The organism is Natrialba hulunbeirensis JCM 10989 (assembly GCF_000337575.1).
Lineage (GTDB): Archaea > Halobacteriota > Halobacteria > Halobacteriales > Natrialbaceae > Natrialba > Natrialba hulunbeirensis.
The window spans coordinates 215,925-237,224 of record NZ_AOIM01000035.1 but is presented as its reverse complement, the minus strand read 5'-3'; the positions used below and the strand labels follow the sequence as shown (position 1 = coordinate 237,224).

Sequence of the window (21,300 nt, the reverse complement as noted above, 5' to 3'; positions counted from 1 at the left end):
TAGCCATTTCTGCTGACACGCGTTTTCGATAGAAAAGACGGTCTCTCGGACCGCCAACATGGTTTACAACGCCAGTTGCTGTGGTGATGCTGGCATGAGCGAAGACGACAGTGAGCGGGTGCGCATCTCTCGGCGGACAGTACTGCAAGCATCCGGGAGCGCCGCTGCACTTTCTGTTTTCGGTACGGGAGCGGCGAGTGCAGACGGTGCGAACGGACCGGGCGAGGGTCACGCGGCGTTCGAGCGCTGCCCCGACGCGACGGTCAGGCCGAGTATGGGTCACTGTGAGGGAGCGAGTATGGAGGGCTGTGCTGACGACCACCCCGTGACGATCGAACTTCGGGAGGCGGTCCAGCAGACACTCGAGAGCGAGTATCCGGACGCGGGTGCGCTGCTCGACGCGGGGTTCAAACCGTACTTCGATACTCTCGACGTGGCCGACGAGGACGGCTGGTCCCACTGGCTCAACCCGGAGTTCATCGGCGACGACGACGTTCTGGATCCGACGCGACCGGAGTCCGTCCTCGTCGACAACAGCTCTTGGCGCTCCATCGGTGTCATGTTCATCGCGACGCGCGACGGAGAGGCGGTCGAGCCGCCGGTGGTGTACGACGAGGACGGTGCTGGTCGTGATGACGATGGAGACGACGACTATGGAGCACACCACGGGGACGGAAACGGGGAGGGGGACAGTTACAGTCACAGCCACGGGGATGGACACGAGCACGAAAACGGGAATGGGTATGGACACGACGAGCATGGCGACGACGAGCACGGGAACGACGACCACGAGCACAGCGATGATGAGCACGGACACGACGACCACGGGCACGATGGACACGAACATGACGAGCACGGACACGACGACCACGGAGACGAAACCGACACCCACTGCTCACCCTGGCACTACCACGCTGGCCTCCCCGGTCGCTTCGCGTGGTGGTTCTACCAGCAGGCCTACGAAACCCAGTTCACCGACGGCGAGAAGACCCTTCCCTGTCGCACACCCTGCATGATGCACGTCTGGACGATCGACCACCCCGAGGGCGTCTACGCACACGACGCACCACCGGCCGAATACCGCGAACAGCCGCCCGTCGCCGAAGCCGGCTTCGAAACCGACGCCGACCCCAGCACGGACGACCTCGGCTGGGACGTCCTCCCGGAACAGGAACGACCTGCCCAACTCCCACACGAAATCGAACTCCCGTTGTTGGACCGATTCCTGCCATAGAGCTCCGATGTGCCGTTTTCACCAGTGACCACGCAAACACGCACACGCCCCTCACACCCACGATCGGACCGCAGCAGCCACGCGTTCGACCGCCTCCGCCACCGAACACTCGTCCGTCTCGACTCGCACGTCCGCAGCCGGCTCGCTGAACTCCCGATACACCACGTGCACTCCCTGCTCGTCGATTCGGTCCGCTTCAGCGCGGGCACGATTTCGCGCCAGACACGTCTCGAGGCTCGCCGTCACGTACACGAATCGAACCCGAACGTTCGGCAACGACCGAAACCGTGTCTGCCAGCGCTGCCGGTAGAACGTCCCGTCCACGATCGCAATCTCGTCGCTTTCGGTCTCGCGAACCGCCTCGTATAGCCGCTCGTACGTGCGTCGCGAGTAGTCATCCGAGTGAAAGAGCGAGATTGTGTGGGTGGGGTACTCGAGTACCAGCGTTTGGTGAAGCCGGGTAGCGATACTCGTTTTTCCGGCACCTGGCGGCCCGCAGATGACGACGATCACGGCTGTCTGCTGGCTGTAGGGAGTGGGGGTATACGTCGGTGTTGGTACGGGTGTCGTGTGAGGTGGAGCGAGCGACGAGTGGCGAGTGCTGAGTGTCGAGCGGCGGCGAAGACTGATGAGTGGCGAGTAGCGAACGGCGAGCAGGAGGACAGCGATTGCCAACTCAGAGACGACAAAACGGGGCATAAACCTGAGCGACGAACACCGACTCTCGAGTCTCGAATCCTCGACAACAATCACAAACCACCGCGAAAAAGCGGCCGGAACAGGCGACCCGGACCGGGTATCCACACCAATTTAGGAATCGCAGACGGAAAGGGAGCTATGGGCTACGATACTGCAGCAAAAACTGATCCAGAGTCGGTCGTTCCCGAAGAGTTCGGCGGCATGTGGTTTCTCAAGGACGAACTGGGAACAAACGAACTCGGCCTCTCGGTTCTCGAACTCGAGCCCGACGGCAAGGGGAAAGAACACGACGAGACCCAGACGGATCAGGAAGAGATCTACTACGTCGTCGAGGGTGAAATCGACGTCGACCTGACCGACCGCGAGGAGACAGTGACACTCGAGTCGGACGAGGCCATTCGACTCGATCCAGAGGAGACCCGCCAGTTACACAACCGCGGTGACGAGCGTGCGAAGCTAGTGCTGGTCGGTGCGCCGCTGTAGCGATCCCGTGGAGACAGTGTGACGCCCCATCGCAGTCGATTGTATCGTTTTTCAGCTGGATGTTCCAGGAGAGAGCTGACTCAGTAGGTAACTTTGCCGCCGGAGACGTTGAGCGCCTGGCCCGTAACCCGATCCGCAGCGTCAGAACAGAGGTAAGAGACAGTCTGTGCCACATCCGCTGGCGTGACGAACGAGTGGGTGAGCGTCTTCCCTTCCTTTTCGGCGACGATTTCCTCGCGTGATTTCTCGGAGGTGGCCGCTTCCTCGTCGATAACGGCCTCGATCCGTGGCCCCTCAACTGACCCGGGACAGATCGCGTTTGCCGTGACACCGTGTGGGCCGCCCTCCGCCGCAGTCGTTCGCGTAAGACCGAGAATTCCCGCTTTCGAACTCGTGTACGGACTCCGTTCGGGAACCACCCGCTTGCCCGACGCCGAGGAGATGTTGATGATGCGGCCGTACTCTCGGCCCTTCATCGCCTCGAGTACCGCTTTCGTACAGAGGAACGGCCCGCGGAGGTTGACCGACAGTGTCTCGTCCCACTCCTCGAGGGAGACGTTCTCGATCGGGGCCGTCGGTCCTGCGATTCCGGCGTTGTTGACGAGAACGTCAAGCTGACCAATCTGGTCTCTGGCCGTTTCGATCGCCGCAGTGACGCTCTCGGGATCGGTAAGATCGAGGTGTGTTTCGATCGCCGACCCGCCTGTGGCCTCGATCCCGTCGACTGTCTCCTGGCGTGCTGACTCCTCGAGGTCCGCGACAACGACCGTAATACCGTGGCTCGCGAGTTCGAGGCTGATCTGACGACCGATGCCAACGCTGCCGCCGGTAACGAACGCTGTTTCGGCGCGAATGTCCATGACTACTGCTCACAAGACGGCAGGTGTACATGTGCCTTGTGACCAGCCACCAGGCTCTGATGGCGACATAGCTGTTCTGGTAGATGTCCGTCAACGGATCGCACCAGAGTCGGGCGAGCCGACTCAGCCCAGATCCTCGTCCCGGCCGGATTCCCGGAGGATGAACGGCCCCATTGCGAGCGTCCGTTTCGCGATCGTTGCGATTCGGAGGATGTATGCGATGAACAGCACGAACGGGGAGATTCCGATCACGAAGCCCGCACTGGTGAGCCAGACGAGGTTGTCGACACCGAGTGTGGTCCCCGGCAGCGCACTCGCGTCGATATACATAATCATAATCCCCATCACTGTCAGTGCGGGCACCGCGATGTAGAGCAGTCCCCGAGAGAGGTTGATCAGTTCCCACTGAAAGTACAGCGTCTTGAAGTGCTCACGAGCCGGACCGAACAGTTTGAGCGTATCGATCATCTCGTCGAGTTTCTCGTTTGCCTCCTCGGTGAGCGAATCCTCGTGGTCGACGCGGATCTTACGCGCGTCGTAGATCTTTCGCGAGTAGTTGTACTTGAGCGCTCCCCAGATTACCTCGAACGTGCCGAACTGGGCGTCTTCGAGGTCGTCTTTGACGTGATCCGCGTTCTTCCGAACGTCGCCGGTGTAGTCGTTGATCGCCTCCCGAAGCTCCGCGTCACGTTCGTCTTCGATGGCGGACTCGAGTTCGTCCGCTCGTTCCTGAACGCCGTCGACGAGTTCGAAGAGGAAGCCGGCCGGCTCTGGAGGACTGATATCCTCGCTAATCGTGTCCTCGGTATCCTGTCGGAACTTGACCGATTCTTGCATCCGACTTCGCTGGCTTCCAACGGCCCCCAGTTCTTGGGAGAGAACAAGCTGGTTGATCGTGACGACGATCGAGGTACCGGTGATGATCGCACCGATGAACGAGGAGAACAGGAACTCAATACCGTCCTGATTGGCCACGATTTCGCGCAACGGCGTTAAGCCGATCTGGCTTGTGACGACCAGAATTGCAAACACGACAATGAGAACGCTCGCTGTGAGTGTAAGGCGATTGACGCGGAGCAAGAGCCAGAGCTTCAGGCCACCGAGTCGTTCGGTGCTTTCCGTGTCCTCTGGTCCACTCGCCGACCCGTCGTCTGTCGCGCCCGAATTCGCGTTGCTCATCGACTGTAGCGGACCGACCACGTCGAGTTACAAAAACCGTTGGCAGGAAGTCGTCGGGAGCACACTGCCCGAAAGTGTCCATATCGGCAGTCACTCGAACGCTATCGGGGATCCTCGGGTTCAACGCCGTAGAGATCCTGAACGTAGTCAACGATAGTGTTGTGGAAGACGACGAGCAACGCAACCGCGATAACGATGATTACCCCCTCGAGGAGTGTCGACATGAGCCCCAGCGCGACGATGAGCGTCGTCGCACAGGCTGCGGGATGGTTCGTATTTGTCCAGAGCATCCCGACGGTCGTCAACATCATCGCAACGATGCCGCTGATGACGAGTCTGCCGACCTCACTCGAGAAGGGTTCGCCCTGTTCGAAGGCGTCGACGACGACGATGCCGTCGGCGAAGAGGACGTACGCGATGAGCCCGCAGATGGCCGCGACGGCGTGGCCACCGATGACGTGGTAGGGACCCTCGGCACGGTCTTTCTCGCCGGTCGCGAGGAGGTAGGCGGACGGGCCCAGACTCGGAAAGAGAAACGGCTGGCCGGACGCCCAGGCGAGCCCGCCGAGAAAGAGGAAGTGAAGTGTCACGTTCGTGCCAGCGCTCAAGTCATCTCGAACGTTGATCGTCTCTTCCGTGCTGGCACGGACCTTGTTCCAAAAGCCCATCGACTGTTGGTGAACACGACCGGCGGTATAAGTGTCAGCCCGGAAGGCGCACCGAACAAACAGCGAGCAGTGACTGTTCGATATGGGAACCGCAGTGGACAGCAGATCAGTAACCGAGACCGAGACCGAGACTGGACTAAGGACGAAGCCAAGACCGCTCCCTACTCGAGTTCCTCGCTTCCAGAGGTGGAAAACGGACCACTTTCGGGCTCTTTCTGGGGCATCATCGGACCGACCGACGCAGTGCGGCGCGTGACCGATGCGGTGCGGAGGATGTACGACGCGAGCAAGGCAAGCGGCGCAAGAACGACCGTGATGAGCGCGCTAACGACGTACGGCAGATATGCAACGGTCATACTCGGGCCGGTGAAGTCAGCGTAGATGAAGCCGATGAGCATCGCCGCCAGAATCGCCGGCACGCCCGTATAGATCGTCAGCTGTGAGAAGCGCGTCAGTTCTCGTTGCAGGTATGTCGTCTTGAAGTGCTCGCGTGCGGTCGCAAACAGCGTCAGGTCGTTGATCAGATCGTCGAGTGCACCGACCGATTCATCCGAGAGTTCGTCATCGTACCGATTCCGAAGCTGGCGAGCAACGTACAGCTGCCACGGCGCATTGTAGCCGATCGCCGCCGATAATGCAGTAAACGCGTCGAGTTCCGAGTGTTCGAGTGTGTCGTCGAGACGGTCACTACTCTCGAACACCGACTGTGTGTACTGGCCGATCAACGTCTCCAGATCCTCATTTTCGTGGCCCGCAACCGATTCCGAGAGCGTCGACGCACTCGAGTGGATCGACTCGGCGAGCAACTCGAGGAAGGCCGCCGGTGATGCCGGTGGCGCTGGTGCGCCAGCGGTGTCAGAGACGTCCATCCGAAACGAGAGGACGCCCTCAAGCTGACTGCGAGCGTCGCCAGCGGCCGCGAACTCCTGTGAGAGGATGAGCTGGTTGATCGAGACGACGAGGGTGACGAGCGAGAACGTTCCGGCGATCATGCCGCCGGCCAGGCGGGTGATCGAATCATCGTTGACGAACGAGATCAGACCGAGTTCGTTCAGGAGCAAGAAGAGAACGAATATGACGAGCGAGATGAGTGCGGCGACGAGTAACCGATCACCGTCGACTAGCAGCCACTCTCGAACCCGGGTCAGTGAGTTCGTTCGTTGACCCATATCCGTGCCATACGACTCGAGCGCCTCGTCTGCCTCCGGAGCCGCCATAGCTGGCGTTCCACCGACGTGACAATAAGCGCCTGCGTTGCATATCCTACTCTCACGGATCGTGAGCGCTCATGCCGGCGTTCGTATGTGATCGTGGCGGAGACTACGGTGAGAGGTCGAACGTACGAGAAGGTGAGAAAACGAAAAAGCGAGAACGCGAGAAAGCAAAAGGATGAGAAAACAAGAAGGCGAGAACGCGAGAAAGCAAAAGGATGAGAAAACAAGAAGGCGAGAACGCGAGAGCACAAAAGCCACCACGAACACCGCCAGGCTGACGGTTCAGGGCCTACACTAAAATGCGTCGGCAGTGTCGCTCTCACCAGCGATGCCCACATCCGTCCAGAGAGAACTGCTGGTAGCCTATCGACGGTGGCCGAGATGACCTCGTCGAGCACTCCCGGTCGCCGTACTCGCGAGAATCGAACGGCGACGCGACGACGCCTGCTTGCCGCACTCGGCGTCGGTGTTCCCGCATCTCTCGCCGGCTGTACCGACGCCGGTCTCGGCCTCGGCGTCGAAACCGGTCCGACATACGAGGACGGAACCGTCGACGTTCCCGACGACGCCGAGGAACGCTCCGTCGAAGAGATGGCAACCGCCGAAGCGGTCGCCGAACTCGAGAGCCAGGAAGGCGTGACGCCACTCGACCGGCTCGCTATCGTCGACCACGAGTACGCCTTCGAGGACGATTTCCGCGGCTCGACCGTACAGGGAACCGTCGAAAACACCGGCGAGCGTGTCGAAATGGTCGAAATCCGCGTCCGCGTCTACAACGACGAGGGCGACCAACTCGGGCGCTACCTCGACACCACCGGCGACCTCGACCAGGGCGGCGAATGGGCGTTCGAAGTGATCCTACTCGAGTCTCCGGACGATATCGCGTCCTACGATATTGCGGTTATCGGGACGCCGACGTAGACGGCGCTTGCGAACAGAAGGGAGTCGTTACGAGTTTTCTTCGTCCTGCAGTTCCGCGAGTTCGGATTCGATTTCGGAGTCGTCAACATCGGTCTCGATGTCTGACTCGTCGAGGTCGACGTCACCGGTGGGTTCGGCGGCTGCCTCTGCCTCTGCCTCAGTTTCGGTTTCGGCGTTGGTCCCGGCAGCCTCAGTATCCGCGGCGACTTCCTCCTGCCCCATATCGGATTTCAGCGTCTCGAGTTCGGCCTCGACACCGCTGCCCGTCGAGAGGTCCTCGAGTTCGCGGTCGATCTTGTCCTTGTCGGACATGACGTCGTCGAACGCACCGGTCTCGTGGAGTTCGTCGAGGGCGGCCGCGCGGGCCTCCATGTCCTCGGTCTGCTCTTCGGCGCGCTCGATGGCGCGGCCGACGTCTTCGAACTCCTCGCCGGTCGCGGTCATCGCTTCGGAGACGGTCGAGCTGGCCTCGGCGGCCTCGTAGCGGGCCTTCATCGTCTCCTTTTTCGTCCGGAACTCCTCGATGCGGTTCTGGAGCTCGTCCTTCTGGTCGATGAGCTGATCTTGCTGGTTCTGAAGCTCCGAAATCTGGCGCTCCAGATCCTCGATCTGGTTCATCTTCGTCTTCTTCTTCTCGAGTGCACGCCGAGCCAGATCCTCGCGGTCCTGCTGTACCGCGGTTCGTGCCTGTTCGTTGTGTTTCTCGACGTTCTCCTCGAGACGCCGCTTTTGCATCTCGAGACGTTTCTTCTGGGTGGTGAGATCGGCAATGCCGCGTTTGACCTCCTGAAGCTGGTCGCGCATCTGCTCGTATGAGTAATCAAGCGTCTGCGTCGGGTCCTCAGCCCGGTTGAGCAGGGAGTTGATCTTCGACCGGATGACGTAGGAGGTCCGAGAGAGGATGCCCATACTCCTACGTAACGCTCGTCACCCTTAAAAACATCACATCAACGACAGACTGAGACGAAATTCCGGCCGGTGCGTCGTCTCTCGCCGATTTGATTAGTCGCGGGCACGAACGACCGGCCATGACTAACAGTGACGTGCTCGTGCCCGGCGGCCGAGACGTACGCGGGACGCTCACGGAGCCTGACAACGGGGCAGCCACAATCGTCGTCGCCTGTCCGCCCCACCCCCAACACGGCGGCTCGCGAAGCGACAGTCGACTCGTCGCCGTCGCAGAGCGCCTGCAGGAGCACGGAATCGCCTGCCTCCGATTCGACTACGGCGCGTGGGACGAGGGCTACGGCGAGCGCGAGGACGTGCGAAACGCCATCCGCTGGGCTGGCGACCGCTACGAGCGCGTCGGCGTCTTCGGCTTTAGTTTCGGTGCGAGTCTCAGTCTGCTCGCACCGGCCAGCCTGGACGGCGCGGACGACCCACAAGTTGCGGCCATCGTCGCGCTCGCACCAACCGCGACACTCGCACCTGACCTGGATGCTACGGCGGCACTCGAGTCCGTCTCTTGTCCAGTCAGAATTGTCGTCGGTGAGCGAGATACGACGGCAGAGTGGGAGCCGGTGGTCGAGCGGGCACAGGAGCTAGCTGATGGGTGTGAGGCTGGTGATGAAGACGAAGGCGAAGACGGAGACGAAATCGAGGTCGTCACCCTCCCTGCGGATCACTTCTTCGTCGGCCAGACAGACACTGTCGCCGAGACTGTGGGGCCGTTTCTCGAGTCGGCGCTCCGCACGGAGTAAGCGGGGCAGCCAGTCGGCTCAGCTGATCTGCTGGTCATCGGTCTGCTGGTCATCGGTTTGCCGGTCTGCTGGTCATCGGTCTGTCTGGGAACTAATCCAGGAGTCAGTCCCGACCGTGTCGTGTGAGACACTTCGAGAGCCCGATCAACTCGACGGGTTCGGAGTTGTCCGGCGAGTAGACGACCATCTGGCCTTTCTCCATGTAGGGAACCTTCGACTCGAGATTGCTCGGGATGTTCACGCTCTTGATGGCGTCCTCGTCGCCCAAATTCAGGACGATGGTGGTGTTGATCTGCTTGAACACCGCGTCGTGGATGTCCTGCGGGTCCTGTGTGATCAGGAACAGGCCGAGTCGCTCCTTGCGGCCCTGTTTGGCGGCCTCGGTGAACTTCGTGATGACCTTCCCGGCCTGCACGCTGTCGGCGTCGGTGAGGAAGTTGTGTGCCTCGTCCATGCCGAGGACGAGCGGCGTCTCCTTGATCCGGTCGTAGGTCGGGTCGTTCGAGAGCTTCTGGTCGATCAGCAGCGAGGAGAGCGCGAGCACGATCGTCTCCGTCGCCCGCGTATCGTTGATGTGGTAGGTCGGCACCACGGTCAGGCCGCCGGGGCGGACGAACTCGTGGACCAGATCAGTGATCGGTCGCGCGTCCTGATCGAAGACGTGCCCGAAGCCGAGCACACGCCGGCGGACGGCGTCGAAGGTGGCCTCGTGGACGCGACCCGACTCGTCTAGCTCCTCGCGCAGGGCGGGATCGTCGAGGAAGCGCGTGAACTCGTCGTAGGTCGCGTCGTTGCCGTACTGCTCGCGGAAGCGCGGCAGGAGCACGCTGACGAGCGCGCCGTACTGGTTGTCGTTCAGCCCGCTGCTCGCGACCAACCACGGATTCTCGTGAACCATCGAGAACGGAATCGTGAACTCGACCTGCTCCGCACGGTGGTGACCCGCAGCGTAGGACGAGGATCCGACCTTGGGAACGAACGCCGTCGTGTCGTCGATCCCGCCGTGGGCGACGCCCTCGCGCTCGAGTCGACGCGCGAACTCGTCGTCCATGTCGGGGTTGTCGTCGTGCATCTGGGCGTACTCGTCCTGCGGGTCGAACTGGACGACGGCAGGGCCGACCTCCCGGCCGTCTTCCATCGGATACCGGCGCTCATCGGCGAGATACTGCCGGAGGACGTTCTTCGCACCGTGGGTCTTCCCCGATCCCGTGCCGCCCGCGACGAGCGTATGGCGGAAAACGAGCGGATCGCCCGCGTCGTAGTCGTCTTTCAGCCGGTAGTCGATGGTGGGCGGCGAGGCGGCTGTTCGGACTTTCTCGCCGCCGACCGAGAGGTGGCCGAGGAAGACGCCGTCGTCAGGCATCTTCAGCCCGGTCTTGATCGCCTCGGTGTCGTCTGCCTCGCGGATCACTGTCTGGGGCTTTGGAACGCGGTCGGTCATCCGACGCTTGAGTTCCCCATCATCGTCGTAGAGGATGGCGACCGGCTCGAGATTCGCGACGAACTTGTAATCGGCTTCCTCGATACCGTCCGAGCGCATCGCGCGGCGCGCGTGAATCTCCGTCGCGTCGTCTGCGTGATACTGCTGGGCGTACTCGAGTCCGGTGATGCGACAGAACAGGGTTTCGCCAGCGCCACCTGGGTACGGCGCGAGCAGATAGCTGCCGATGCGGACCGACGAGCGGTTGCCGCGGGTGACGTAGGCCCGCAACTCGGTGTCGTCGCTGTCTTCGGCGATTCGTAGCCCCTGGGAGACACAGAGTGCGCCGATGCCGACATCGTCGCCGCTCGGTTCGACGGCTGTCGTTTCGAACGCGTCAGTGTCGGCGTCCGAGGGGGAGTCAGCGTCAGAGTTGGACCCGGACCCGGTCGAACTCGAGTGTGTGCTTGGCGACGTGTTGGCAGGGCCGTGGCCGTGACCGTGACCGTGGTCGCCCGCCTCGGACGCTGTCGTGGCGTCCGCCGCGTTGCCGTTGCTGTCGGTGTCGGCGTCACCGGCGTCGGCATCGGCATCGGCATCAGCATCAGCATCGGCGTCGAAATCACCAAAGTCACCCAGATCAGTCATACACAACTCATCTGACTGGTTCCTAAAACGCGTTTCCCTCCTGGCCAGAGTGTTCAGCCAGCTACGATATCCGACCCGTGCGCCGGGCAACGACGACCACGAGGGCACAGAGAACCGCGAGGGAGAGACCGATGAACACAGTCACGAGAAGCGAACCGTACCCCTCGGACACTGCCGCCATCACATCCGAGACGGGGCCGCGTTCGGAGCCACCCGCGTCAGTGGTGTCGGTGTCGGCCGCATCCGCGGACTGGCTCTCCCCGTTTACTGCCTCGTCGTCCTCGATCACAACCGTCGTCGGCCCATCCACCACGGGGACCGGCCACTCGCTCTCCAGTTCGATATCCGTCTCACCGAACTCGAGTGCAGTCTCGCCGGCAGGGGCGTCCGGGTGGGCCGTGACGGTCACCGTCGCAACGGTGTCCAGACCGGTTGCGCCGCCGGCGACCGGATCGCGCCACTGCTCGAGGAGTGCCGTTCCCTCGTCGTGGGCCAGTGTCCCTTCGGCGTGGACGGTCGTCTCAGTACCCTGTTCGAGCCACGGGCCGCGCTCGATGTCGGTGATCTCGAGTACGTCCGGGTCGTACTCCGCGACGAACTCGAGTGCGACGACGCCGTCGTCGTCGTGGCCGCCTTCCGCGAAGAGGTCGACGTCGATCGTGGTAGACTCACCGGGTTCGAGGTAGTGATCGTCCTCGTCAGTTGAGAGAATGGCAACCTGATCAGCGCCGGCAGCGGGGCCGACGGCAGTGACGATGCCGAGAAGTGATACAACGAGCAGGAGTGAACTGACGACCCAGACAGAGGCCGTGGATCGACTCGGCCTGGTACTGGTGAGTCGAGAGCGGTGCAAAAGCAGCCGCGGGCGGTGAGGAACCGCTAAACTGGACCCGGACATGCGGTGGGTGTTCGCGCTCCGTCGACATATGAATCCCGACGGCCGGAGTTGATCGACGGACGGCTGGCAACTGGTCGGAATGGGTGGACAGTTCGTACAGCAGGGCGCGTTTAACGTCGCTGCAGTTTCACGGCTGGGCAATCGCCAGTACAGCCCGGGACAATCGTACCGTACACACCCGAACTGGTCTGACGGTTCCAGCCAAACGGAGACAGAACTCGGAGCCAATGCAACCGAACATACCGTCGTGAACGCCCGACTCAGAGCACATCCGTCGACGCAGCCGCCGGCGACACCTGCCCTGCCTCACGATCGTAGTCGATCGCACCGATCTCGGCAAGCGCCGGCAGGTGGTTGTGGTGCAGTTCAATCGTCGCCTCGTACGCGTCGGTCGGACCAACCGACAGCGTCGTCGCAAGCGCCGTCGCCAGTTCGTCCACCGACAGCGACTCGTCTGCGTTCTCGATGTACTCGAGTAGGCCCAGGCGGACAGGGTGGACGAGGCGGTCGAGGAGGAGTTCTTCGGTGCCCGACCCAGTTTCGAAGAGCAGTGTGAGGATAGCCGGCGAGAGAGGTGGCTCCTCGATGAGGGTGACGGTGCCGTCGTTGGCGTCCGTCTCGCTCTCGGCACCGGCTGGCGACCAGTCGACGAGGCCGTGTGCGTCGAGACACGGCAGGTGGTGGTGAACGAGGTCGATGCGAATCTCCTGACGGCGGTGGCCGGTCGAGGCGTCCGCACCGGTCTGTTCGACGAGGGCGGTCGTTAGTTCCGACAACGTGTACGTGTAGTCGCTCGCATCCGTGAGTAGCGAGAGAATGCGGACGCTGCGCGGGTGTCGGAGCACGTCGTACCGCTCAGGCGGCACGTCGGCTAACGGATCCGGCTCCCCAGTACCGCCGAAGTGAACGTCGGAACTCATCACCCGAAACAACCGCTGCAAGGGGGATAAGCACATTTCCAAAACGATTTGGGCACCACATATGATATTACTCACCGAATCCGTCCATTACCGGAACAGCCGTCGGAATTCGACCCAGAGAGCGGACGTATAACCTCTATTTACAGTCATAGCTGACTGATTGTGTACCCTTCGGACCAGTGCGAGCAGTGTGACCCGATTCGCGGGGCAACGCTACGTTCATCGTAGTTGATGATTACCAGGTTCGATGCGACAGTTCAGCCGGGGTAAACGGTCTGCACTCGAGTACGGCGAGTGCAGCAAGCGCAGCAAGTGAGCAAGCACGACAGGTGCGGAAAGTGAAGCAAGTGTAGCGAGCGCTCGACCGCGACAGCGAGCACAACAAGGCATCAACCAGTGCGGCTGAACAGGAGCGGATGAGATGAACCGGTAATCGATCGGGAGACACCGTGACAGACGTTGTCTCTGCCCGCGAAACCGTGCAGGAAGCTTTTGCATCGGGGACCCGTAGTGAACGTATGCTCATGGTACGCGGTCGTGCAGGTGGGACCGAGCTGACGGGGACGCTGTACGAACGGGGCGAGCAGGCGCCGACGTTCAAAGGTGCGCCGAACGAGGCCGCCGCGTACGTCTGGGTCTGTGACGAGTTCTACGAGGTCGACAGCGGCGGCTCGATTCAGTTGGTCGACGGCCGTGAGGTCAACCTCGCCTTCGAGTCGCCGATGCCGCGTGGGTTCGATACGCGCGAGCAGGCGGTCGACGCCGCCAAGGAACACGTTCGGACGCAGTTCGCACGGATCGGTGTCGATCCGACAAGCGTCGAGTTCGAGGTCGAAAAGGCGGAGTTGGAGACGGACCCGTAGGATCTGTATTTGCCGGAGTCTGGTTGGCGCTTGCGGTGCAAGACAGAGAGTAAGGAGTGTGGAGTGTACTCACAGCCAGTGACGAGTGTTGGAAACCGCTGGCGTCACACGGTGTGACGGCGGGTGAGTGCACGTACGAGTACACCGCCAACCAGAAGCAGACCGGTCAGCAGGCCAGAAAAGCCAGGGACTGAGTCTGTCGCTGTAGTCGCGTCGTCGTTCGGCTGGTCGTCTGTCTCGGTATCAACAGTGTGCTCGTCAGCGTCGTTCTCACCGGTTGCGTCGGCGTCCACCGACGAGTCAGCTGACTCGGTGTCGATCTCCGCCGGATCTGGGTGGTCGAACGGCGCAATTGCGTTCTCGCTGTCGGTATCGTCGGCATCGCCGGCACCATCGCCATCGCCGACCGTCACCTCGACAGCATCTGCATCCAGTGGGAGCGGCCAGTCACGGATCAGGTCGATCCTCGTCTCATCGAACGAAATCGCCGTCTCGACGTCGGGTGCATCCGCTGGGACCGCCACAGTCATCGTGACGAGCTCACCGTGACCCGTCGCCCCGTCGCCAGCCGGCTCACGCCACTGGTCGAAAATGGCGGTTCCAGCCTCGTGTGCAAGCACCTGTTCGGACTCGATCGTTGCCTCCTCACCCTGCTCGAGCCACGGCCCGCGCTCGATGTCAGTGATCTCGAGTACGTCCGGATGGTACTGTGCGACGAGTTCGACCTCGCTGACGCCCTCGCCGTCGTGGCCGCCTTCGGTGTAGAGAAGGACCTCAACGGTGAACTTCTCGCCGGGTTCGGCGTCGACGGTGTACGGTGTCGGCGTGAGGGTCGCATACTGATCGCCGGCCACAGCGGGGCCGACGAGGGCTGTTCCCGCGGCGAACGTTCCGATCATGGCGAGTACGAGGAGCGCGGCGAGTACGCCGACGATGGCGACTGCGAGGGATGTACTGCGGGCGGCTGTAGTTCCGTTGGTCTTCGTGGGATCGGATCCAGGGCGTGTCATAGGCAAATACTGGGTAAGTGGTGATTGGGCCACTGCGAGAAGCGCAGTGAACCGGCTGAACCGTTCGTGAACGGTCAGCAGTGGTGACTCACGCCGGTCGATTACGCGTCCGGACCGTCGTCACCCACTCGCCCCGACCCCGTGTCGTCGCCGGAGTGGTGGCGTGCGTAGAGGTACGTCCCCGCGGCGCCGCCACCGAGTGCAGCGAGCGGACCGAAGCCGGGGAGCCCGTCGTCTCCGCCGTCGGTTTCGTCATCATCCGCGTTCGCATCCGCATCGCCGTCGTCTTCGCCTGCGTCCGCATCCTCATCCTCATCTGCATCCGCTCCCTCATCCGCTGCACCGTCACCGTCAGACTCCTCGCCGAGCACCGCGTCCGCGCTCACGTCCGCCTTGAGCTTGAACCGGTCGTAACCGTCGGACGTCGGCACCTCGAACTCGTAGTCCCAGGCGTCCTGGTCCGGTTCGTACTCGCCGAACAGGCGAACCACCGGGTCGTCGACCTGTTCTGCGAGAGCCGTCAGTTCGTCCGCGTCGAACGTCACGTCGACCGTCTCGCCATCGGAACTCGCATCCGTCGCCGGAAGGTCATCACCCGTTCGGATGACCGCACGGAACGACTCCTCGGCGATCTCAGCAGCACCCGGCGGCACGTCGATCGTCAGCGTCACCGTCCCACCGTCGTGAGCGACGGTCGCCTCATCCACTTCCTCGTCCACTCGAAGCATCCGGTTCTCGCGTTCCGGCGCGACGGTGTCTTTCTCCTCGAGTTGGTCCAGAATATACGGCCCCTGGAACTGACCGGACTCGAGTACGATCTCGCCCGCAGAGAGGATGTCCGAGTTGCCGATCGAGTAGTCGTTGTGCGCGAGGTAGTAGGTCGCGTCCTCGTCAATCGGTTCGCCGCCGACGAAGACGTTGTCGACCCAGACCTCGTCAGCGTGACCGGACCACTCGTAGGAGACGCCCGAAACCTGAATCGCGGGCTGGGCACCGAACTGGTCGGCCGGGTGCGAACGGACTTCAGATTCGAGGTAGTCACGGACCTGCTCGCCGGTGACTTCGACGACCTCGATTTCGTTCGGGAACGGAAGGATATCCATCACGGCGGTGCCGGGAATCTCGCCGGGACCGTGGGTCGAGTCACCACGAATTCCGCCCGCGTTCTGGGCGGCGATGTCGACCTCGATATCGCCGATCTCGCCGACCGAGCGCATCGTGTCGGTCATCAGGTTCCCCCAGTTGGTCTCAACAGCGTAGTTGTCGAACGTCGCGTCGAGTTCGACCTCGCTCTCGAAGGCCGTCTGGCCGAGTTCGGCCTCGAGTTCGGCCGACCACGACTCGGCGATGTCGGCGATTGTCTCGTCTTCCTCGACCTCGTCGGTGTAGCGGACGGAGATTTCGTCGTACTCCTCGACGGCCGGTTCGGGCTCCCACTCGGGCAACAGGAGGTCGGTCCGCTCCCAGTCCACCAGAGTACCGTCAGCGTCGAGCGTGATCGCGCCGACGTGGTCGAACTCGTCGCCGAACTCGGAGATCACCGTGTCGCCGACGAGTTCGGGTTCGTCGAAGACGACGCCGGAGTGCGAGCCGACGATAGCGTCCAGCCCCTCGACGGCCTCGGCGAGCGTGTAGTGGATCCCGGTCGAGACGTGTGAGGCGAGCACGACCACGTCTGCGCCCTCCTCGCGGAGCGCGTCGACCGCCTCCTGGGAGCCCTCGACGTAGTCGAGCACCTGCCACTCCTGTGGGTAGTCCGTCAGCGAGTGGAAGTTCCGCGAGACGAGGCCGAAGATACCAACCGTCAGATCGCCCGCCTCGAACGTCTTCCAGCGCTCGGTGCCGGGAACGGCGTCGCCGTTCTCGTCGAGCAAGTTGGCGACGACCCACGGGAACTCACTCTCCTCGAAGCGCTCGGTTGCGACCTCGGCCCCGAAGTCGTACTCGTGGTTACCGACGCCGACGACGTCGATGTCCATCTCGTTCATCGCCTCGATCATGTGCTCGCCCTCGTACTCGAGTCCGAGCATGGACGGCGCGAGGTCGTCGCCGTTGCCGACGAACAGCGAGTTCTCGTGGTCCGCCAGCACGTCCTCGACCACGGTGTAGTACCGTGCGAGGTTCAGGTCGTCCTCCTCGGCGTCGAAGAAGCGCCCGTGGAAGTGCGTGTCGTGGACGAGCGTAACGGTGTCGTCGGCGTCCGCCGCAGTTCCGACGTCGGCACCAGTCTCGGCCGCGCCGGTCGCGGCCGCCGGCAACAACGCACCGGCGGAAATGCCGGCAGTGGTCCCGAGGAACCGTCGGCGACTGGCTGTGCTGCCAGCGTGGTCGTCCTGTGTACTGTCGTTCTCCCGCATCCCGGAATCCCGAGCCATGCCAACAAACGGTGATAACAGACACAAATACGTTTACAATTTGCACTATGTGTGTCAAACTATAGTACGGTAGTCGTTGCGAACGGAGTCACCAACGAACGGGACAGACAGTGTGCTCATCCACACGCACCCGTCCGAGACATCGGCAAGTAGCTTGATATGTTCCCTCTGTGTAGCACGGAGACGATGCGGGTGTTACTCACGGGGGCCTTCGGACGCGTCGGAACCGCCGTCATCGAACACATCGGCTCCGAGCATACGTTCACCTATCTCGATCTGGACGCGAAACCCGATCCTGCACTCGAGATGGACGCAGAAATCGATGCCGAGAGCGATGTCGTCGTCGCCGACGTCGCGGACTACGAGTCGATCCGACCAGCGTTCGACGGACAGGACGCCGTCGTGCATCTCGCGGCGGCGCCTCGCGTCGACGATCCGTGGGCGGACGTACTCGAGAGCAACATTATTGGCACGCACAACGTGTATCGGGCGGCCCACGAGGCGGGCGTCGAGCGGGTAATTTTCGCGTCGACGAACCACGTGATGGGGATGTACGAACGCGAGTACGAGCCGGAGTTGTACGGTGACGACGTCGATTTCCGACTCGATCACACCGATCCGGTGCGGCCGGATTCGGATTACGGCTGTTCGAAGGTTTTCGGCGAGGGGTTGGGGCGGTATTACGTCGAACGCGAGGGGCCGATCGACTACCTTCACGCGCTTCGGATCTGTAGCGTGCATCCGCCGGCGTACGACCACCCCTACGGCCCCGCGGAACGAGGTGTCGACGAGGGGCAGTGGGAACGCGACAGCGAGGCCTACCGCCGCCGCGTCGCTCGACAGAACGCGATGTGGCACTCGCGCCGTGATCTCGCACAACTGGTTGACTGCTGTCTGCGCTCGACTGAGCCGGGGTACGACACGTTCTACGGTGTGAGTGACAACTCACGGCGATGGTTCGATATCGAGCACGCTCGAGACGCAATCGGCTACGAACCGCTCGATAGCGCCGACGAATGGACGGGGCCACCAACATGAAATCGGACGAATCAGCGCCGTCGGAGCCCGCCCGGTCGAAGAGCGACCGCGAGGGGACGACGGCCACGTTCGGTGCGGGCCAACGAGGAAACGTCGCCTACGAGCAGCGCCGACCGGCCGAAATCGTCTATGACCAGTACTGGAACCACGTTCGACACGTCGAAGAGGAGATGTGGGCGTACACGCGAATCTGGGCGCTCATCATTACTGCCGTGTTCACGGTGCTCGGCTCGAGTATCCCGCTCGAAGCAAAACTCGGCGCCGCGTTCTTCGGTGTCGTCATGTCTATACTCGGGTTCTTCATCGTCTACCTGCTTCGGGTTCCGTTTCTCGATTTCTTCCTGACGACCGAACTCATCGCGAAGCACGACTTCGAACTCTCGGCCAGTCGCAGACGCACCGACGATATCACGGACTTTCGTATCGACAAGGGTGTCGATATTCCGGACGTTCTCGTCATCGTCTACGCGACCGTCACGGGCGTCCTGATCGCGAGTGGTGGCGTTCTCGTCGACCAGACGCTCCTTGGTCTGGGAGCGGGAACGGTCGCGACCGTCTCGCTTCTGATCGTCTACCGGCGACACATCGTCCCGAAATACAAAGAGACCGTCTCGGACCTGCTGAAGAGCTTCGACGAAGCGTGACGGACGGTCGGATCTCACTGTGTATCAAATCACACTATAGTAGTCGTTGCGACTGGGGTCAGAGACGATAGCAATGGCAGAGACGGCGACACAGAACGACACTACTGGCGAATATCGAACGATACCCGTACTCGCTCGGCCGCGTCCTCGGGAATCGACTCATAGCTACGAATCATGACAGAGCCAGTCTCTGTCTCCCAACTCTCCGGCCCCTGCCACTCCGAGCGACCGGCTTCGTCGTACCGGGGCCGGACTGCAGTGTGATCGTCCTCGAACTCGACAACGATAGGTAGCCCAGTCGTCGCGTCCGGATCAAACGATACTCGCGTTTGAACTACCAGTAGATCCTCTCCGCTATCGATACTCTCTTGCAGTCGCGCTGTGGCGACCTCGGTGAGGTCGCCCCAGCGAAACACCTCGTGGTCACGTTCGCGTTCGTCAGCAACCAGTTCGTCGTTCAGAAATACGTAGGCATCAATCGGCCGACGCTCGTCCGTCAATGAGTCGACTAACACCGGGTAGTCAGCCAGTTCGATATACGACTTGCTCTCGGGTTCACTCGTCTCGTTCACGGCCGAACAACCAGCAACCGTGCTTGCGAGGACGGTTCCAAGGCTACAACGGAGGACAGCGCGACGGGAGGGCATACCAGATGTTATCCGAATTACCCATAAAGTCTTGTTGTTTGAGTATTCCCTGTGTTAAAAATCCCCCTCCCACCGATGGTCGTCGTACGTCCGGCGCTGTGACGTCTCGAACTGGGACTCGAGTGTCTCTCGAAGCGAACGCTTCTCCGTGGCGCTGATCCGGGCGAGTTCGTCGGCCTTCTCGACGATGGTCGGCGGGCCGTGGGAAACCGCCACGTCCTGCAAAACCTGCAGCGTGAGGCGCTCGCGGGTCTCCGGATCGCGAGTGAACGCGTAGGGAGCCTCGACGCGGAACATGAGGTCCTCGCGCGGGTCGTAGACGACGAAGAAGGTGACCTCGTACTGCTCGCGGTCGAGGTGGCGCTCGACGCCGAGTGCGTCGCCTTCGATCGACAGCGGCCGGTCGACCCCGCCGCGCGAGCGGAACCAGTTCGTGTACGTGAGTGCATCTGTGTCCCGCACCCAGCGGGTGCCCTCGACGTCGTCGACGAACTCGCCGCGCTCGAGGAGACGGGTGAACAGCGCGCTGTCGTCGGCCCAGGGAACGCTGACGTCCACGTCCCGATTGCGCTTCAGCGTGCGCGTGATAACCCGCGTCGCGGGGTTCTTGACGAAGCCAATCAGGGGGACGCCGCGGTCGACGAACGACTCGACGAGTCGGACGTAGTTCTCGAGTACCGTCGTCGGCCGCGGGTCCTCGAGCAGGAAGTCCGCGAGGTCGGGGTGCTGGTCGGCCCAGCGGAGCAGGCCCCGCGGATAGAGTGGTCCGTCGAGGACGAGCAGGTCCGACACATCCTCGGCGTAGGCGAGCGCGTGCTTGCTCTCGGCGAGGTAGAGTGCGAGTGCGTGGACGACGCCCTCAGCGAAGCGGGGTAGCGGCGGGATCTTCACGGCGCGACTGTGGCTGTAGCCCTCGTCGAACTTGCCCCACTCCTCGTCGACGGTCATCGTCTCGTCGTTCGAGTGGACCGTCATCACCGTCGTCCGCGAGCGATGGAGGTCGAGGTCACTCGGCGTCGTGCTCATCGCCGCCTGCGCGATGTCGATGACGAGGCCGTTCTTGAACGTCGTCGGGTTGATCGTCCCCGCGTCGAGGCCGTGGACGGTCGGGAACTGGCGGTCCTGCAGGGCGACGTTCTCGCAGTCGACCAGCCGGCGGACCTGTTCGTCGACCGGCTCGAGTACCGTCCGTCCGTCGTGACGGAGGGGGTCGAGAAACGACTCCCAGACGGTTTCGGCGAACTCGCGGCGGTCGCGTTCGTCTGCGCCGTGGTCGATCCGTCTGGCGAGTTGCGCGATGCCGTCGAAGTGGACCGGATCGAGTGTCATGCCCGTTGGCTCCCGCCGTGAGCGCAAAAAGCCAGTGGTCATGGTCGCCGATCGCGAGCGGAGTTGCTGTTCGCCCATCGATTGTACTGACATATACGAATCCTGTTAACTCGAGCGCGGGTAAATTACCATCAGAAAAATTATATGAGGTGGTCGCATGGGTGTCACTGTCCCGATGTCACACCGAGGTATGGAGACAGGCGAGCGCGAGGAACACGCGGTCAACTGGCGGCAGTCGAACGCCAGCGTAACACTCTACGAGGACGAGAATCCGGATGCCTGGATCCGACTCAAGTTCGAAGCCGGCGTCGACCCGGCGCACCGACTCTACATGATCTGCGACGACTGCGGCGCGGTGTTCGCCCAGCGGTGTAAACCCGGAAAGAGCACCATCTGCGGCGACTGTGGGGCGACGTTCGACCACGACGCTAAGTAGCGACGACATCCTATTTGAATATCGTCACTTTTTGACGCTCCCGCCTATTTCAGATTGCCTCGATCGCCAACAGCGACAGCTAGTTACCCCAGGCCGAATATCGCCAATACGTAC

21 protein-coding genes are annotated in these 21,300 nt (G+C 62.2%); 8 read left to right on the top strand and 13 right to left on the bottom strand.

Annotated elements, in window-relative coordinates:
- Positions 1–94: 94 nt before the first annotated feature.
- Complete coding sequence (locus C483_RS12415; RefSeq protein WP_049912649.1) at positions 95–1,234, top strand: hypothetical protein; 1,140 nt, start codon at positions 95–97, stop codon at positions 1,232–1,234.
- 51 nt (positions 1,235–1,285) lie between these two features.
- Here C483_RS12415 and C483_RS12410 read toward each other — a convergent pair whose 3' ends face one another.
- Positions 1,286–1,933: an AAA family ATPase gene (locus C483_RS12410; RefSeq protein ID WP_006653702.1), complete on the bottom strand. Its 648-nt coding sequence runs from the start codon at positions 1,931–1,933 to the stop codon at positions 1,286–1,288.
- 138 nt (positions 1,934–2,071) lie between these two features.
- Between C483_RS12410 and C483_RS12405 the strand changes: the two genes are divergently transcribed.
- On the top strand, positions 2,072–2,416 hold the full coding sequence (locus C483_RS12405; protein ID WP_006653701.1) for a cupin domain-containing protein: 345 nt from the start codon (positions 2,072–2,074) through the stop codon (positions 2,414–2,416).
- A gap of 80 nt (positions 2,417–2,496) precedes the next feature.
- Here the strand turns inward: C483_RS12405 and C483_RS12400 are convergent, their stop codons facing one another.
- The 4 genes from C483_RS12400 to C483_RS12385 all read right to left on the bottom strand — a co-directional run bounded on the left by C483_RS12400 (position 2,497) and on the right by C483_RS12385 (position 6,340).
- Positions 2,497–3,276: an SDR family NAD(P)-dependent oxidoreductase gene (locus C483_RS12400; protein ID WP_006653700.1), complete on the bottom strand. Its 780-nt coding sequence runs from the start codon at positions 3,274–3,276 to the stop codon at positions 2,497–2,499.
- 123 nt (positions 3,277–3,399) lie between these two features.
- A complete protein-coding gene (locus C483_RS12395) occupies positions 3,400–4,455 on the bottom strand; it encodes a hypothetical protein (protein WP_049912646.1) in 1,056 nt (351 codons plus the stop codon).
- 101 nt (positions 4,456–4,556) lie between these two features.
- The gene (locus C483_RS12390) at positions 4,557–5,123 is read right to left on the bottom strand and encodes an HPP family protein (protein WP_006653698.1); all 567 of its coding nucleotides are present in this window, start codon (positions 5,121–5,123) and stop codon (positions 4,557–4,559) included.
- 161 nt (positions 5,124–5,284) lie between these two features.
- Positions 5,285–6,340 carry a hypothetical protein gene (locus tag C483_RS12385; RefSeq protein WP_006653697.1) on the bottom strand — a complete coding sequence of 352 codons (1,056 nt, stop codon included), beginning with the start codon at positions 6,338–6,340 and terminating at the stop codon, positions 5,285–5,287.
- A gap of 378 nt (positions 6,341–6,718) precedes the next feature.
- Here C483_RS12385 and C483_RS12380 point away from each other — a divergent pair, with 378 nt between their 5' ends.
- Entirely contained in the window at positions 6,719–7,258 is a 540-nt protein-coding gene (locus C483_RS12380; RefSeq protein ID WP_006653696.1) for an FxLYD domain-containing protein, read from the top strand.
- A 27-nt stretch (positions 7,259–7,285) separates the two neighbouring features.
- On the opposite strand, the gene C483_RS12375 is transcribed toward C483_RS12380, so the two are convergent.
- The gene (locus C483_RS12375) at positions 7,286–8,167 is read right to left on the bottom strand and encodes a PspA/IM30 family protein (protein ID WP_006653695.1); all 882 of its coding nucleotides are present in this window, start codon (positions 8,165–8,167) and stop codon (positions 7,286–7,288) included.
- Between the two features lie 119 nt (positions 8,168–8,286).
- Between C483_RS12375 and C483_RS12370 the strand changes: the two genes are divergently transcribed.
- Complete coding sequence (locus C483_RS12370; RefSeq protein ID WP_006653694.1) at positions 8,287–8,958, top strand: alpha/beta hydrolase; 672 nt, start codon at positions 8,287–8,289, stop codon at positions 8,956–8,958.
- 103 nt (positions 8,959–9,061) lie between these two features.
- Here C483_RS12370 and C483_RS12365 read toward each other — a convergent pair whose 3' ends face one another.
- The 3 genes from C483_RS12365 to C483_RS12355 all read right to left on the bottom strand — a co-directional run bounded on the left by C483_RS12365 (position 9,062) and on the right by C483_RS12355 (position 12,844).
- Positions 9,062–11,026: an ATP-binding protein gene (locus C483_RS12365; RefSeq protein ID WP_006653693.1), complete on the bottom strand. Its 1,965-nt coding sequence runs from the start codon at positions 11,024–11,026 to the stop codon at positions 9,062–9,064.
- 61 nt (positions 11,027–11,087) lie between these two features.
- On the bottom strand, positions 11,088–11,924 hold the full coding sequence (locus C483_RS12360; RefSeq protein WP_083860430.1) for a hypothetical protein: 837 nt from the start codon (positions 11,922–11,924) through the stop codon (positions 11,088–11,090).
- Positions 11,925–12,184: 260 nt separating this feature from the next.
- Positions 12,185–12,844, bottom strand: coding sequence for a DUF7344 domain-containing protein (locus C483_RS12355; protein WP_006653691.1), 660 nt, complete (start codon positions 12,842–12,844; stop codon positions 12,185–12,187).
- A 518-nt stretch (positions 12,845–13,362) separates the two neighbouring features.
- Between C483_RS12355 and C483_RS12350 the strand changes: the two genes are divergently transcribed.
- Positions 13,363–13,707: a DUF7113 family protein gene (locus C483_RS12350; RefSeq protein WP_049912643.1), complete on the top strand. Its 345-nt coding sequence runs from the start codon at positions 13,363–13,365 to the stop codon at positions 13,705–13,707.
- 104 nt (positions 13,708–13,811) lie between these two features.
- Here the strand turns inward: C483_RS12350 and C483_RS12345 are convergent, their stop codons facing one another.
- Positions 13,812–14,717: a cohesin domain-containing protein gene (locus C483_RS12345; protein ID WP_006653689.1), complete on the bottom strand. Its 906-nt coding sequence runs from the start codon at positions 14,715–14,717 to the stop codon at positions 13,812–13,814.
- Positions 14,718–14,818: 101 nt separating this feature from the next.
- The gene (locus C483_RS12340; protein ID WP_049912642.1) at positions 14,819–17,092 is read right to left on the bottom strand and encodes a bifunctional metallophosphatase/5'-nucleotidase; all 2,274 of its coding nucleotides are present in this window, start codon (positions 17,090–17,092) and stop codon (positions 14,819–14,821) included.
- A gap of 186 nt (positions 17,093–17,278) precedes the next feature.
- On the opposite strand from C483_RS12340, the gene C483_RS12335 reads away from it, so the two are divergent.
- Positions 17,279–18,130: an NAD-dependent epimerase/dehydratase family protein gene (locus tag C483_RS12335; protein WP_049912640.1), complete on the top strand. Its 852-nt coding sequence runs from the start codon at positions 17,279–17,281 to the stop codon at positions 18,128–18,130.
- On the top strand, positions 18,127–18,774 hold the full coding sequence (locus C483_RS12330; protein WP_152419879.1) for a hypothetical protein: 648 nt from the start codon (positions 18,127–18,129) through the stop codon (positions 18,772–18,774). The genes C483_RS12335 and C483_RS12330 overlap by 4 nt, the downstream gene beginning before the upstream one ends.
- 101 nt (positions 18,775–18,875) lie before the next feature.
- Here the strand turns inward: C483_RS12330 and C483_RS12325 are convergent, their stop codons facing one another.
- Complete coding sequence (locus C483_RS12325; RefSeq protein WP_241431513.1) at positions 18,876–19,421, bottom strand: hypothetical protein; 546 nt, start codon at positions 19,419–19,421, stop codon at positions 18,876–18,878.
- 54 nt (positions 19,422–19,475) lie between these two features.
- Positions 19,476–20,750 (bottom strand): DNA double-strand break repair nuclease NurA, encoded by a 1,275-nt coding sequence (locus C483_RS12320; RefSeq protein ID WP_049912637.1) that lies wholly within the window; start codon positions 20,748–20,750, stop codon positions 19,476–19,478.
- Between the two features lie 190 nt (positions 20,751–20,940).
- Here C483_RS12320 and C483_RS12315 point away from each other — a divergent pair, with 190 nt between their 5' ends.
- A complete protein-coding gene (locus C483_RS12315; protein ID WP_006653683.1) occupies positions 20,941–21,186 on the top strand; it encodes a hypothetical protein in 246 nt (81 codons plus the stop codon).
- Positions 21,187–21,300: the final 114 nt, after the last annotated feature.

Coding starts and splice junctions, on each gene's coding strand:
- C483_RS12400 (WP_006653700.1), bottom strand. CDS start 3,276: ATGGACATTCGCGCCGAAACAGCGTTCGTTACCGGCGGCAGCGTTGGC.
- C483_RS12335 (WP_049912640.1), top strand. CDS start 17,279: ATGCGGGTGTTACTCACGGGGGCCTTCGGACGCGTCGGAACCGCCGTC.
- C483_RS12320 (WP_049912637.1), bottom strand. CDS start 20,750: ATGACACTCGATCCGGTCCACTTCGACGGCATCGCGCAACTCGCCAGA.
- C483_RS12365 (WP_006653693.1), bottom strand. CDS start 11,026: ATGACTGATCTGGGTGACTTTGGTGATTTCGACGCCGATGCTGATGCT.
- C483_RS12355 (WP_006653691.1), bottom strand. CDS start 12,844: ATGAGTTCCGACGTTCACTTCGGCGGTACTGGGGAGCCGGATCCGTTA.
- C483_RS12340 (WP_049912642.1), bottom strand. CDS start 17,092: ATGGCTCGGGATTCCGGGATGCGGGAGAACGACAGTACACAGGACGAC.
- C483_RS12385 (WP_006653697.1), bottom strand. CDS start 6,340: ATGGCGGCTCCGGAGGCAGACGAGGCGCTCGAGTCGTATGGCACGGAT.
- C483_RS12410 (WP_006653702.1), bottom strand. CDS start 1,933: ATGCCCCGTTTTGTCGTCTCTGAGTTGGCAATCGCTGTCCTCCTGCTC.
- C483_RS12315 (WP_006653683.1), top strand. CDS start 20,941: ATGGAGACAGGCGAGCGCGAGGAACACGCGGTCAACTGGCGGCAGTCG.
- C483_RS12380 (WP_006653696.1), top strand. CDS start 6,719: ATGACCTCGTCGAGCACTCCCGGTCGCCGTACTCGCGAGAATCGAACG.
- C483_RS12330 (WP_152419879.1), top strand. CDS start 18,127: ATGAAATCGGACGAATCAGCGCCGTCGGAGCCCGCCCGGTCGAAGAGC.
- C483_RS12350 (WP_049912643.1), top strand. CDS start 13,363: ATGCTCATGGTACGCGGTCGTGCAGGTGGGACCGAGCTGACGGGGACG.
- C483_RS12345 (WP_006653689.1), bottom strand. CDS start 14,717: ATGACACGCCCTGGATCCGATCCCACGAAGACCAACGGAACTACAGCC.
- C483_RS12395 (WP_049912646.1), bottom strand. CDS start 4,455: ATGAGCAACGCGAATTCGGGCGCGACAGACGACGGGTCGGCGAGTGGA.
- C483_RS12360 (WP_083860430.1), bottom strand. CDS start 11,924: ATGTCCGGGTCCAGTTTAGCGGTTCCTCACCGCCCGCGGCTGCTTTTG.
- C483_RS12415 (WP_049912649.1), top strand. CDS start 95: ATGAGCGAAGACGACAGTGAGCGGGTGCGCATCTCTCGGCGGACAGTA.
- C483_RS12405 (WP_006653701.1), top strand. CDS start 2,072: ATGGGCTACGATACTGCAGCAAAAACTGATCCAGAGTCGGTCGTTCCC.
- C483_RS12375 (WP_006653695.1), bottom strand. CDS start 8,167: ATGGGCATCCTCTCTCGGACCTCCTACGTCATCCGGTCGAAGATCAAC.
- C483_RS12370 (WP_006653694.1), top strand. CDS start 8,287: ATGACTAACAGTGACGTGCTCGTGCCCGGCGGCCGAGACGTACGCGGG.
- C483_RS12325 (WP_241431513.1), bottom strand. CDS start 19,421: ATGCCCTCCCGTCGCGCTGTCCTCCGTTGTAGCCTTGGAACCGTCCTC.
- C483_RS12390 (WP_006653698.1), bottom strand. CDS start 5,123: ATGGGCTTTTGGAACAAGGTCCGTGCCAGCACGGAAGAGACGATCAAC.